The organism is Salinisphaera sp. LB1 (assembly GCF_003177035.1).
In the GTDB taxonomy this organism is placed as follows: Bacteria; Pseudomonadota; Gammaproteobacteria; order Nevskiales; family Salinisphaeraceae; genus Salinisphaera.
Genome location: NZ_CP029488.1, coordinates 895,647 through 908,974, shown reverse-complemented (window position 1 = coordinate 908,974; position 13,328 = coordinate 895,647). Strand labels below are relative to the sequence as shown.

Here is a 13,328-nt window from a genome sequence, read left to right as displayed (position 1 = left end):
GTTATCCATCCGTATTCATCCTGGGGATCCCGATATGAGCCAGACCGAAGATTTTGTCGCCGGCTATCCTCGCGACATGATCGGCTACGGCGCCCATCCACCGCACGCCCAATGGCCCGGCGGCGCCCGGATCGCGGTGCAGTTCGTCATCAACTACGAAGAGGGCTCCGAAAACAACATCCTTCATGGCGATGCAGCGTCGGAAAGCTTTCTATCCGAGATGGTCGGCACGGATGCCCGGGTCGGCGTTCGCCACATGAGCATGGAGTGGCTGTACGAGTACGGCAGCCGCGCCGGTTTCTGGCGTTTACTGCGCTTGTTCACCGAGCGCGACATGACCGCCACTGTATTTGCCGTCGGCATGGCCATCGAGCGCAACCCCGAAGCCGCGGCCGCGATGGTCGAGGCTGGCTTCGAGATCGCATCGCACGGCTGGCGCTGGATCGACTATCAATATGTCGACGAGGATACCGAGCGCGATCATATCGTCCGCGCGGTCGAAGCCATCGAGCGCATGACCGGCCAGCGGCCGCGCGGTTGGTACACCGGGCGTTGTGGCCCAAACACGCGGCGGCTGGTCGCCGAGCACGGCGGTTTTCTGTACGACGCCGATTCCTACGCCGACGATCTGCCGTACTGGGAACTGGTCGACGGCGAGCCGCAGCTGATCGTGCCCTACACGCTGGATACCAATGACATGCGATTTGTCGCGCCGCAGGGATTCAATTCCGGCGATCAGTTTTTTGCTTATCTGCGAGACGCCTTCGACGTGCTGTATGCCGAAGGCGCCACCAAGCCGAAGATGCTATCCGTCGGCCTGCATTGTCGTGTGGCCGGCCGGCCCGGACGCGCCGCCGCGCTCGCGCGTTTTCTCGACTATGTGAACCAGCACGCCGATGTCTGGGTCTGCCGGCGCGAGGATATCGCCCGCCACTGGCGGGTCACCCACCCCTACAGCGCCTGAAAGCAAAAAAAGAACAATCAGGCATGTATTTCGGAGGAGAACAAAATGCCGGCTCAAAGTCTGGATGAAACGGCGCCCTTGAGGCTGACCGCCATGCCCTTGTCGCCCGAGGCTTTCGCCCCCTACGGCGATGTCATCGCATCGCATGGCCCGGCTACTCCGATCAACCAGGGCAAGGGATGGCGCTATCCGGATCTTGCACGAGTCGATATCACAGCCGATGGCGGCCGTCCGGCGATCAGCCGTGTGGCCTGCGTGCCGGAAGCAATCCCGGTACGGCTCCGGCTCATGGAGCGACACCCACTGGGCAGCCAGGCGTTCATACCGGTCGATGGACAACGTTATGTCGTTGTCGTCGCGCCCGGCGGTGAGCCACCCGGGCCGGAGGCGTTGCAGGCGTTCGTGGCGAATGGCGATCAAGGCATCAATTACCACCGCGGCGTGTGGCATCACCCCATGATCGCGCTGGACAACGCTTGCGAGTTTCTCGAGGTGCACCGGGCGGGCCCGGAGCGGAATTGTGACGAGGTTGAAATTGGCACGCGTGTTGCGGTCCACCTTCCTGAAAACGACCCGGCAGATCCGCTATGACCTTTAAAACCCTAGACGAAACGGTCGCGACACCAGACCAAGCCGCCCGGACGCCCTTCCCGCACCCCCGGCTGTACAACGACGATATCGCGCCGGTCCAACGGGAAGGTCGGCATTGGAACGCGTACCACGTGTTCACCATGTGGGCGAACGATGTACACAGTCTCGGCAACTACACCTTCGCGATCGGCTTGTTCGCACTGGGCCTGGGCGCCTGGCAGATTTTGCTGACCTTCGCCATCGGCGCCGGCATACTGTTCGCGCTGCTCACGTTGTCCGGTTTCCTGGGCGAGCAGACCGGTCTGCCGTTTCCCGTGGTCAGCCGCATCGCCTTCGGAATCCGTGGCGGACGTGTTTCAGCGATCTGCCGTGGTGGGATCGCCATTGTCTGGTTTGGGATCCAGACCTATCTGGCCGCCAACGTCCTCAACGCGCTGCTGACCAGTTTCATACCCTCGCTGGGCGGTCTCGAGCAGGTTTCGTTTCTCGGTCTGTCCGCACTCGGCTGGCTTTCATTCGTCGCCCTTTGGGCGATCCAGATTGTCATCGTAAGCTATGGCATGGTCATGGTCCGCCACTACATTGCCTTCGCCGGGCCGATCATTCTGTTCACCATGCTCGCCATGGCGCTCTGGGTCTTCGCACGCGCCGGTTTTACGATTTCCGGATCGATCAATCAGCCGCTCACGGGCATGGCCATGTGGGAGATGATCTTCGCCGGTGCCTGCCTCTGGGTGGTGATCTACGGCACCTTTGCACTCAACGTCTGCGATTTCACCCGCTGCGTCGGCTCCAAACGCGCCGTCGTGATCGGCAATTTCACCGGCATACTGGTGAATATGATGCTGTTCGCCGTGATTGTGGTGGTGCTGGCCGGGGCCCAATTCCAGATCAACGGCGATATCATCGAAAGCCCGGCCGATATCGTGCGCACGATCACAGACCCCGCCTGGCGAATTGCCGCGTCCGTCGCCCTGATCGTGCTGACCATCGCGGTCAATCTGGTTGCCAATTTCGTGGCGCCGAACTACATGCTGTGTGATCTGTTCCCGCGCTGGCTCACCTTCCGCCGCGCTGGCCTCGTGACCGCGATCATCGGCCTCATCATCCTGCCCTGGAATCTTTATAACAGCCCCTTGGTCATCAACTACTTCCTCAGCGGGCTCGGCGCCATCCTTGGTCCATTCTTCGGCCTGATTATGGTGGATTATTGGGTTATCCGGCGTCAGCGACTGAATATCCCCGATCTCTACAGCGAGGCGCCCGACGGGGCCTACTACTACAGCAACGGTTTCAACATCCGCGCTTTTTACGCGCTGCTGCCGGCCGCTCTGGCCTCCCTCGCGATTGCCTTGATTCCGTTATTCCACTCGGTATCCGATTTCTCCTGGATTATCGGCGCGGGTATCGCCGCATTACTGCATCTGGCGCTGGCTCCGAAGAATCAGGCGTATGAACACGTGGACGGCGAATCCATTGCCCGTCCGTCCCAATAAATCCGCCATTTGATGAGTCTTTAGCATGCGTATCCTCGTTGCCAACGTGAACACCACAACCTCGATGACCACCGCCATCGCGCGTCAGGCACGGAGCGTTGCCAATCCAGGCACGGAAATTGTACCCATCACACCGGCCTTCGGCGCCGAATCCATCGAAGGCAACTACGAAAGCTATGTCGCCGCGGTGTCTGTCATGGAGACGATCCGCGCCTTCGACGGCGAATTCGATGCCATCGTGCAAGCTGGCTACGGTGAACACGGCCGCGAGGGACTGCAGGAGCTTTTCGAAGTACCGGTCGTCGATATCACTGAAGCGGCAGCGGCCACCGCCCTGTTCGTGGGCCACAAGTATTCGATCGTGACGACTCTCGATCGCGCAGTTCCGATGATCGAGGACCGGCTGCGGCTGGCGGGGCTGTTTGAACGCTGCGCGTCCGTGCATGCAAGCGGCCTGGCGGTGCTCGAACTGGAACGCGACCCGGAGGCTGCCATCGAGGCGATCGTCAACAAGGCAATCCACGCAGTCGAAGTCGATCGCGCCGAAGCGATCTGCCTCGGTTGCGGCGGCATGGCCGGGCTCACCAGCCGGGTGGTCGAACGCACCGGTGTGCCGGTCATCGACGGGGTGTCGGCCGCCATAAAACTGGCCGAAGGGCTGGTCATGCAGGGATTGAAAACCTCGAAGGTACGTACCTATGCCCCGCCGCGCCCCAAGAGCTTCAAGAACTGGCCTCCGGCCTCGAACTAGGGCCGATTTTCGGCCAGGCCCCGATCCGGCATGAAAATACCTTCATCCCGGATTAACAGCACGAGTATGCGCCGGCATGCTCGCCGCGGCCGTCGGCCGCGAAGTCGTCAAAAATAGACAGACATGCGCCGCCCTTTGTTGTTGAAGGCATGGAAAAAAGTTCGGGATATAGATTCGATCATCGTGAATTAACTACGGCAGTCGGCTGAATGACCGAGCGGTCCGGTTTTAGCCACAACCTGAAGCCACCGGCTTGAGCCGATGGTGGTTCCATCAGTCTCGCTTGGAGTTGCCGAGGAAATCGGTCAGACAACGCCCGAGCGACGTCGTGGCGGCCAGCCGGGCGACATAGGCGCCGAGCGCGCCACGCGCGTCGGCCTGGGTGGCGGCGGCGCGCGTGACGGCCGCCAGCGTCGCGATCGAGGCGACGAGCAGCACGGCCACCTGAATCCAGATCGAATCGGTCGGCAGCGTCATCCACAGCGCAACGAGCGTGGCCAGCCAGCAGGTCAGAAACAGCGGCCGGGGGACGACATCGGCGGCAATGAGCAGATAGCCGGCCCAGCGCGGCAGTCGCTGGCTGCCGCGGGGGGTTCGGGGGTCGTTCGGATTGCGGTCGGACATAAGCCGGTTTCAGCGTTATAAGGGTGAGGTCGTGTGTCCGGTTCAGAGCGTATCGACCGCCGCGGCCAGGGTCGGCGCGAGCGGCAAACGCGGTAGTAGCGTGGCCTGATACGCATGATACAGATCAGACTTGAGATGACCATCGTCGCGATCGAGGCCGAGTTCGCCGTCCAGTTCCTGCAGCCAACTGCCGCGATCGTCGTCGATATACACATCGCGGATGAAATCCCAGAGCCGCCGGTACCAGATCTCGAAACGGGCCTCACCGGTGCGCGCGCCCAGCGCGGCGGCAGCAGCGGCGGCCTCGGCGTGGGTCCAGTGACGCCGCCGGGGCGAGCAGGCGGCCCCGTCCCAGTCGACGGTGTAGACCATGCCGGGATTGCCGTCGGCCTCCCAGCCCTCGGCCATGGCCTTGTCGAACAGTTGCGCGGCATCGTGGGCCAGCCACTCGGGCGCCTCGGTGCCGAGGCCGGCTTCCAGATGCAGCAACAGGCGCGCCCATTCACAGCCGTGGCCCGGGGTGGCGCCGAACGGCTTGAAATCATCGTCCGGCTTGTCGGCGTTGAAATCCGCCACGATGCGCCAGTTCGCATCGAAATGCTCGATCACACGCCAGCCGTTGTCGGCGGCCACGTTGTGAATCAGGCGTGTGACGATCGCCAGCGCGCGCTTGCGCCAGCTGTTGTCATCCAGCACGTCGGCCAGTTCCAGGCACATCTCGGTCGCGTGCATGTTGGCATTGGCGCCGCGATAGTCCGCAAGCCCGGTCCAGTCGCGTGCATATGCTTCCACATAGGCTTGTTCACCGGCCGACCAGAAGCGGGATTCCAGCACGGCGAGCACATCGTCGAGCAGGGCGCGGGCGCCCTCGATGCCCGCGCGCGTGGCGCTGGCCGCGCCGAGGGCCACGAAGACATGGATATAGCACTGCTTGGAATCGTCGAAGCCGGGCGTCGGTTCGGCGGCGAACCAGCCGCCGTGTGCGTCGTCGCGCAGCAGGTCGGCAAGGGCGACCACGCCGTGATGCGCGAGCGTGGACGCACCGGGCACCCCCTGGAGCGTGGCGAGCGCATAGCAGTGCGTCATGCGTGCCGTGATCAATGTATCCGCCGTATCGGAGGCCAGCTCGCGATTGAGGTCGAGCGGCCCGAAGCCGCCGCCGGCCCGGCAGGACGCGCGATAGAACTCGAGCAGGTCCAGGCCTTCGGCCGCCAGCCAGTGGCGGTGGGTGGCGCGCTGACTCCAGCGTGTGATCTCGGCCATGAGCGTACTCCTGCGTTGGTATCGTTTGCTGCGCAGTATGGCCGGCCGGTCCGCCGTTGACGACCATGCCGACGATTCGCAGGAATCGTCTGGCGGCTGATGAACGACGGATCCGGGCTCGCCAGAAACACGAACATCGGGCCGAGCCGGCCTGGCTGGGCCGCGCGACCTATCAGCTTGTACGGGCTCGAGCCTTCCAGCCACTCGGGCTCATGGGGGCCGTGGGGAGCAAACCCATCGCGCCATTGCTCAGCCGGTAGATCGTCTTCGATCTGATGGCATCGTCACCCGGGCGTCAGCAATGCTCGGCGAGCTTGCCATGGGTATCCAGCCAGTCGGTGCGAAGCTGGGGAATCGAATTGATCAGCACCCGGGTATAGGGCTGCCGGGGATCGTCGATGACTTGCTGGCAGGGCCCTTGTTCGACCGGATGACCTTGATGGAGCACGAGAATATCGTCACAGACCCGGCGTACCGTCGAGATGTCGTGGCTGATGAACAGGTACGACAGGCCGAGTTTGCGGCGCAGTTCGACCAGCAGATCGAGAATCGCTTCACCGACGACGGTGTCCAGCGCTGAAGTGACTTCGTCGCAGATCACCAGCGACGGTTCGGCGGCTAGCGCCCGCGCCAGATTCACACGCTGTTTCTGACCCCCGGAAAGGGCGCCGGGACGGCTGTCGAGCACGCGTGCCGGTAGTTTGACCAGGTCCAGCAATTCGCGCACGCGGGTCTCGCGTTGTGCCCGCGAGTAATGGAAGTGGCGCTTGAGTGGTCGGGTGAGGATGCGGCGCACGCTGTGCGCGGCATTGAGCGCGTTGTCCGCACTCTGGAAAACGATCTGTACGCCTTGAAATTGCGATTCGCTGCGCTCGGCGAGGTTCGACGGCAGCTCGCGCGTATTGAAGGTCACGCCGCCCTGATAGGCCGGCACCAGGCCGGCGATCGACTGTGCGAGGGTGGATTTTCCCGAGCCTGATTCGCCGATTACACCCAGCGCCTGCCCCTGGTCGATACGAAAATTGATATCCAGGAGCACGGGGTGCTTCGGAGTGCCGCTGGCATCCGCGTGGCCGTAGCCGACGTGCAGATGATCAACCCGCAGCAGTTCCTGCTGCGATGCGCGGTGCAATGGATTAGTGGCATCCGGTGGCTGCGCTGCGCTCAGCAGGTGTCGGGTGTAGTCGTCGGCTGGGTGTTCGAGAATGGAATGGATGTCGTTGAGTTCTCGCTGCCGCCCATCGTTGAGCACCAGAACATGGTCGGCCACTTGAGCCACCACCGCCAGATCGTGCGAGACATAGACCGCGGTCGCGCCGCGCTCGCGTACCACCCGCTTGAAGGTCTGCAGTACTTCGATCTGAGTGGTCACATCCAGCGCGGTCGTGGGCTCATCGAGAATGATCAGCGCCGGGTCGCTGATCAAAGCCATCGCGGCCATGACCCGTTGCAGCTGGCCGCCGGACACCTCGTGCGGATAGCGCTCGCCGATATGCTCGGGATCGGGCAGCGCCAATTCCTGGAACAGCGCGCGTGCCTTGACACGCGCCTTCCGGCGAGACATCAGTCCGTGAATGACCACGCCTTCGATGACCTGCGACATCAACGTCTTGGAAGGGTTGAATGATGCCGCGGCGCTCTGGGCGATATAGGCGATACGGTCGCCGCGCAGACGCCGCAGCGTGCGTGGCGACTGTTCCAGGATCGATACGCCGCCGAGTTCGATGCGGCCGGCGACGATCCGGCAGCCGCATCGGGCATGACCCATCAGCGCCAGGGCGATCGTGCTCTTGCCCGAGCCGGTTTCGCCAATCAGAGCGAGTACTTCGCCGGGCGCTAGCGCAAAACCGATATCATCCACGATCGTGATCTCGTCGGCGGCCGGCTCGGGCCGGGCGACCACGCGCAGGCCGGAAACGGTCAGCGGCTGGCCCAGGGCGGGCGTCTGTGCGGCATCATCCATTGCGGCGACTCGAAATGCTGTCGATGAGCAGGTTGGCGCCAACCGTGAGCATCCCGATCGCCACCGCAGGGGCGATCACCGCTAGCGCCCCCTGATTGAGGCCGCTGATGTTCTCGCGCACCATCGAACCGAGATCGGCCATCGGCGGTTGTACGCCGAGTCCGAGGAAGCTCATCGCACTGAGCAGCAAGACGATGAATACGAATCGCATGCCCATGTCGGTCAGCACGGGCCCGAAGATATTGGGTAACAGCTCGACTATGGCGATATAGGCGCGGCGTTCACCTCGACAACGGGCAACGGCCACGTATTCCATCTGCGCGTGATTCAGGGCCAGACTGCGAGCGATGCGATAAGCGCCCGGCGCGTAGCTGGCCACGGCCGCCACGATGAGCAGTGGGATCGATGAGCCGAAGACTGCGACGACCAGCAGCGCCATCATCTTGCTGGGAATCGAAATCAGCGCGTCCATCAACTGACTGACGCCCAGATCGACAAACCGCGGGGACAGGGCCACGATCATTCCGAAGGCGGCGCCGATCGCACTGGACAGCACGGCTGCGGCCAGCGCCATGCCGACGGTGTAGCGTGTCGCGATCAGAATGCGGCTCAATACGTCGCGCCCGAGATGATCCGTCCCCAGGGGAAACTGGCTGCTGGGCCCGGCGAACACTTGGCCGGAGACCATGTCGCCCATGCCGTGCGGGGCCAGCCAGGTGCCGAAGATCGCGATGAATATCCAGCTGCCGAATAGCACCAGGCCGATCCACAGCGTGGCCGGGGCCTGGGCCAGGCGTGCCCGGCGGCTGGGCGGAGCCGGCGCGCTCGGCTGGATTTCCGATGCGCTCATTTCGACCTCAACTTGGGGTTGGACAGGATCGCGGCCAACTCGGCCAGCAGGATCAGCAACAGGTAAAAGGCGCAGAACAGCATCGCGCAGGCCTGAACCAACGGCAGATCCTGGTTCGATACCGCATCGACCATCAGACTGGCCACGCCGGGATAGTTGAAGATCGTCTCCACGATCACGATGCCGCCAATCAGATACGACAGGCTGAGCGCGACCGCGTTGGCGATGGGCCCCACGGCATTGGGCAGGGCATGCACCAGCACACAACGTACCGGCCCAACGCCCTTGAGCCGCGCCATTTCCATGTACGGGCTGTCCAGTTCGTTGATCAGTGCGATGCGCGTCATGCGTGCCATTTGGGCGACCAGCACTGCACACAGTGTGGCCACCGGCATCGCATAGACTTCGAAGAAATCGGCCACGCTGTGAATGGTCGAGGTATACGACAACGCCGGAAGCCAGCCGAGTTCGACCGCGAACAACAGAATCAACAGGATCGCGACCAGAAAATCGGGCACCGCCACCATGGCCAGTGTCACCACATTGAGTGCGGTGTCGGCGAATCGGCCGCGATACATCGCCGACAGAATGCCGCTGGCTAGTGCGATCGGCACCGATACGGCCGTGGTGACCGCTGCTAACAGTAACGATGCCGGCAAGCGCTGGGCGATGAGTGTGGCCACCGGCATATCGTTGGCCGCCGACGTACCCAGATGGCCGGTCAGAAGCCCGCCCAGCCAGTGTAGATAGCGCAGCGGCGCCGGCTGATCGAGACCGAGCTTGGTGCGCAGAGCGGCGACCTGATCCGGGGTTGCGAACTGGCCGAGGATCAGCTTCGCCGTATCGCCGGGTAACAGCGACGTGATCGCGAAGATGATCAACGAGACCAGCAGCAGGGTCACCAGGGCCGAAACCAGCTGGCGAACGATCAGTCGCAATACCGGACTATGCATGGCATACCCGATGCCAGTGCTCGGGCGCGATCGATCTCATCCTTTCCACCAGACGTATTCGGCAAAGCGATGGCCCAGCATCGCGCCGAGGGGGATCTTGTGATCCATGCCGCCGAGTTGGCTGCTATAGCCGGTCAGGTCGGTGATGAACAGCGGAATGCCGATGCCGCTGGACTGGTGGATCATGCGCTGCATGTCGGCATACATCTGCTGGCGCTTGGTCTTGTCCGTCTCCTGGCGGGCCGCGGTCACGAGCTGATCGAACTTCGGATCGTGCCAGTGCGATTCATTCCACGGCGCGCTCGAGGTAAAGAATTGGCTGAACAGGATATTGGCCGTCGGACGCGGATTGATGTTGCCGAACGTAATCGGCTGCTTGGCCCAATAGTTCGACCAATAGCCTTCGGCGGGCGCGCGTTTGATCTGCATTTTGAGCCCGGCTCGGTCCGCCGCCTGTTGCAGAAATGTCGCCATCTCTACCGAGCCGTTGGCTGCCTGCGAAGCGACGACCTGCAACTTGGCGCCCGTCACACCGGCCTTCTTGAACAACGATCGCGCGCGATCCGGATCGTATGTGCGCTGCGGTAGGCCGTCGAAATAGTACGGGTTGGTCGGGGGCAGGGGTTGATCGTTGGCGATATCGGCATAGCCGCTGTAAATGATCTGCTTCATACGGTCGCGATCGAGCAGGTACTTCATGCCCTCGACGAACGCCGGGCGCTTGCCGGGCTCCATGTCCAGACGCATGATCAGATCGCTGTAATTGCCCGAGTTGACGGCCGAAAGCCGGGTGTTCGACGCGTTCTTGATGCGCTCGGCGGCATGGGGATCGACATCGTTGATCATCTGGACGCCGTTCGACATCAGGGCATTGATGCGCGATGACTTGTCGCCGATGCCGACGGTCTCGATCGTATCCAGATAGGGTTTCCCGGGTTTCCAGTAGCCGGCATAGCGGTGCGCCACCGAACGTACGCCCGGCTTGAACTCGGCGCATGTAAAAGGGCCGGTGCCGATGCCCTGGGAAAAATCCGTGGTGCCGTGGGGCACGATCAGCATGTGGGAGATCGCGGTGATCGCCGGAAAATCCACGTTCGGGGTGGTCAGCGTGACCGTGACCTCGTGATCGCCGGAGGCGGTCACCTTGTCGATCTGGTCGGCCAGCGGCTTGATCTTCGAGCCCGTCGCGGGATCTTTGTGCCGCATGATCGAAAACACGACATCGTCCGGTGCCAGCGCCTTGCCGTTATGGAACGTCACGCCGCGCTGCAGCTTGAAGACCCAGGTCTTGCCCCGGTCCGGCGTTTGGAACGATTCGGCCAGCGCCGGCTGGGGCTGCAGATGCGAGTCGTATTCGGTCAGACCGCTGTAGAACATGAAGTCGCGACAATAGTCGATCGCGGTGGCGCCCTTGGCCGGGTCCAGCGTGTCCTTGGTGGAGCTGGATGAAAGCGCCACCCGGATATGCCCGCCGTATTTGGGCTGGTTGGACGCCGCGCGCGCCTTGGGCCCGAGTACCAGACTCGCGCCGCCGGCGGCGAAAAAGCCGGCCGCGGCCAGGGTCTTGAGCGCTTCACGGCGGCTGGTGCCGCGGGTCAGCCGGTCGTAGAGCTGTTGTTCCGAAACCGGATTCTGGTCGTCGTCATTCATACTCTTGCCCTCTTGGAAATCTGCGCCTGAGGTCTCGTTCGATCATGGCGCGTTATTGGAATCGATCCTTGAGCCGGTACCAGGCCCCCACCGCCGGCAAAAACCATGGTGTTCCGAAATGGCCGGGGATCGCCGGCCAGGCGAGCTCGCGAAACGGATTGCGATCCGCGCGCCCGGCAATACGGTCGGCGAGTACGCCGCCCATATAAACCGCCATCTGTACGCCATGGCCGCTATAGCCCATGGCGTAATGGATGCCGTCGTGCCGGCCGGCGCGCGGTAGACGGTCACGCGTCATGTCCACCAGTCCGCCCCAGCAGTAATCGATACCGACCGCCTCAAGCTCGGGGAACGTCGTCCGTATGCCATGCTTGAGAATAGCGCCGGCTTTCTCGTCGGCGCGACCGCCGGACATCGAAAAACGGGCCCGGCCGCCAAACAGCAGTCGATCGTCGGTCGTGGCCCGGAAGTAATGGCCGATCAGACGGCTGGTCACGTAGTTGCGACGTTTCTTGAGTAGCCGGTCGAGCGTTTCCCGCCCCAGCACCTCGGTGACCACGATGAAACTGCCGACCGGTACAATACGGCGCCGATACCAGCCGAGCGGGCCGTGGCGCGATGCCCCGGTGGCCATGATGACCTGATCCGCGCTGGCGTTGCCGCGCGGCGTGGCGAGCCGATGCCGGGTACCGTTTTTGTCGATTCCGGTCAGCGGCGTGTGTTCGTGGATCGTCGCGCCGCGGCGGGCCGCAGCCTCGGCCAGACCGATACCGAAGCGGCCAACATGGAGTTGGGCGGCGTCTGGCATGAGCAGTCCGCCATGAAAGGTGTCGCTGCCGATCTCGTCGCGGATCCCGCTGGCGTCGAACAGGGTAGTGTGCGCTCCGAACGCATCGTTCATGAGCGTATGCGCCGCGGCCAGGCTCCGGAAATGCGCTGGCTTGGCGGCAAGCTTGAGCTTGCCGCAGCGCCGGAAGTCGCAGTCGATGGCCTCATCCGAGACCAGATGTTCCACATCGGTTACGGCCGCGGTGTAGGCGTCATGCAGACGGCGTGCCGCGGTCGTACCGAAGCGCTCGACCAGGCCGGCGTAATCGGCGGCCAAACCCGTATTGCATTGCCCGCCGTTGCGCCCGGAGGCTTCGCCGGCCACGCGGCCGGCTTCCAGCACCAGGACACTGGCGCCGTCGCGCGCGGCCCGGATCGCTGCAGACAGCCCGGTCAGCCCGGCGCCGATCACGGCGACATCGTAATGTCCTTCGACGTCGCCGGCGGCGGCACTCCGGAACGCCGGGGCAGTGTCCAGCCAGTAGGGCGTGAAGTTCATCGCGGATTAGAGCCCGACCAGCCCGGGCAGGCCGCGAATATCGGCAATCTCGGTCGCGCCATAGCCGGGCGTGTAGGGCTCGTGGCCGCGGTTGACGAATGCCTTGTCGCGAATGCCGATCAGCGCGGCGCTGAACTGATCGTAGCGAAAGCTCGACGACACATGCAGCAGATCCTCCGGCGCGCAGCCAAGCGTGTCGATCATCGCTTCGAACGCCGCCAGGCGGGGCTTGTAGACGCCGAAACGCTCGGCGGTGAATACATGCGCGAACGGCACGCCGAGTTTCTCGACATTGGACATGATCTGGGATTCGGCCGCGTTGGAATAGATCACCAGCGGAATCTTGCCGGCGATACGCGATAACCCCTCGGTGACATCCGGATGCGGACCCCAGCTCGGCACGGCGTCGTAGAATTTCATGCCTTCGGCATCGTCGTAGGCCAGGCCCCAGCGGTGGCATGTGCGCTCGAGCGCGCGCCGGACCACCTGATCATAGGGCCGGTACGGGCCAAGCACCTCGTCGAAGCGATACGCACCGAAATCGGTACAGAAGCGCGCCATGCGCTCGGGCTCGGGGATGCGATCGGCGAACAGTTCTTTCGCCAGTCCGGTCATCTGGAAATTGGTCAGCGTCCCGTAGCAATCGAAGGTGATGTATTGGGGGCGCATGATGTCGCTCATAAATCCGATCCTTTAGCCGGTCTGATATCGATAACGGCAAGCCTGAGTCGCCGATGCGCTTTGTAGGCGTCGTCGTCAATCTTAGGCAGGGTGTGGCGATATGTGGCGCTCATATCGTGCGGTCGCGCAGCATTTTCTGCTGCAGGAACAGGCCGTGCAGCGCGATCTTTCGAATTGCATTTTTCCGGTTGTTTCGCGTGGCGATTGCCCCGGCG

12 protein-coding genes are annotated in these 13,328 nt (G+C 63.1%); 4 read left to right on the top strand and 8 right to left on the bottom strand.

Features of this window, described 5'->3' with window-relative positions; translation table 11 throughout:
• Positions 1-34: 34 nt before the first annotated feature.
• Genes puuE through SALB1_RS04115 form a run of 4 tightly spaced genes read left to right on the top strand, consistent with a single transcriptional unit; the run spans position 35 to position 3,802 of the window.
• Positions 35-964 (top strand): allantoinase PuuE, encoded by a 930-nt coding sequence (gene puuE / locus SALB1_RS04130; RefSeq protein ID WP_109992703.1) that lies wholly within the window; start codon positions 35-37, stop codon positions 962-964.
• A gap of 45 nt (positions 965-1,009) precedes the next feature.
• Complete coding sequence (locus SALB1_RS04125; protein WP_109992702.1) at positions 1,010-1,555, top strand: ureidoglycolate lyase; 546 nt, start codon at positions 1,010-1,012, stop codon at positions 1,553-1,555.
• Positions 1,552-3,051, top strand: coding sequence for an NCS1 family nucleobase:cation symporter-1 (locus SALB1_RS04120; RefSeq protein ID WP_109992701.1), 1,500 nt, complete (start codon positions 1,552-1,554; stop codon positions 3,049-3,051). Before SALB1_RS04125 ends, SALB1_RS04120 begins: the two co-directional genes overlap by 4 nt.
• 25 nt (positions 3,052-3,076) lie before the next feature.
• The gene (locus tag SALB1_RS04115; protein ID WP_109992700.1) at positions 3,077-3,802 is read left to right on the top strand and encodes an aspartate/glutamate racemase family protein; all 726 of its coding nucleotides are present in this window, start codon (positions 3,077-3,079) and stop codon (positions 3,800-3,802) included.
• Between the two features lie 273 nt (positions 3,803-4,075).
• On the opposite strand, the gene SALB1_RS04110 is transcribed toward SALB1_RS04115, so the two are convergent.
• The 8 genes from SALB1_RS04110 to SALB1_RS04075 form a co-directional block, all read right to left on the bottom strand.
• Positions 4,076-4,426: a hypothetical protein gene (locus SALB1_RS04110; RefSeq protein WP_109992699.1), complete on the bottom strand. Its 351-nt coding sequence runs from the start codon at positions 4,424-4,426 to the stop codon at positions 4,076-4,078.
• Between the two features lie 42 nt (positions 4,427-4,468).
• Positions 4,469-5,689, bottom strand: coding sequence for an AGE family epimerase/isomerase (locus SALB1_RS04105; protein WP_109992698.1), 1,221 nt, complete (start codon positions 5,687-5,689; stop codon positions 4,469-4,471).
• 295 nt (positions 5,690-5,984) lie between these two features.
• Entirely contained in the window at positions 5,985-7,652 is a 1,668-nt protein-coding gene (locus tag SALB1_RS04100) for an ABC transporter ATP-binding protein (RefSeq protein ID WP_109992697.1), read from the bottom strand.
• A complete protein-coding gene (locus SALB1_RS04095; RefSeq protein WP_109992696.1) occupies positions 7,645-8,502 on the bottom strand; it encodes an ABC transporter permease in 858 nt (285 codons plus the stop codon). Before SALB1_RS04095 ends, SALB1_RS04100 begins: the two co-directional genes overlap by 8 nt.
• Complete coding sequence (locus tag SALB1_RS04090; protein ID WP_109992695.1) at positions 8,499-9,455, bottom strand: ABC transporter permease; 957 nt, start codon at positions 9,453-9,455, stop codon at positions 8,499-8,501. The genes SALB1_RS04095 and SALB1_RS04090 overlap by 4 nt, the downstream gene beginning before the upstream one ends.
• Before the next feature lie 36 nt (positions 9,456-9,491).
• Complete coding sequence (locus tag SALB1_RS04085; protein ID WP_109992694.1) at positions 9,492-11,105, bottom strand: ABC transporter substrate-binding protein; 1,614 nt, start codon at positions 11,103-11,105, stop codon at positions 9,492-9,494.
• 52 nt (positions 11,106-11,157) lie between these two features.
• Positions 11,158-12,432 carry an FAD-binding oxidoreductase gene (locus tag SALB1_RS04080; protein ID WP_109992693.1) on the bottom strand — a complete coding sequence of 425 codons (1,275 nt, stop codon included), beginning with the start codon at positions 12,430-12,432 and terminating at the stop codon, positions 11,158-11,160.
• A 6-nt stretch (positions 12,433-12,438) separates the two neighbouring features.
• On the bottom strand, positions 12,439-13,113 hold the full coding sequence (locus SALB1_RS04075; RefSeq protein ID WP_109992692.1) for a haloacid dehalogenase type II: 675 nt from the start codon (positions 13,111-13,113) through the stop codon (positions 12,439-12,441).
• Positions 13,114-13,328: the final 215 nt, after the last annotated feature.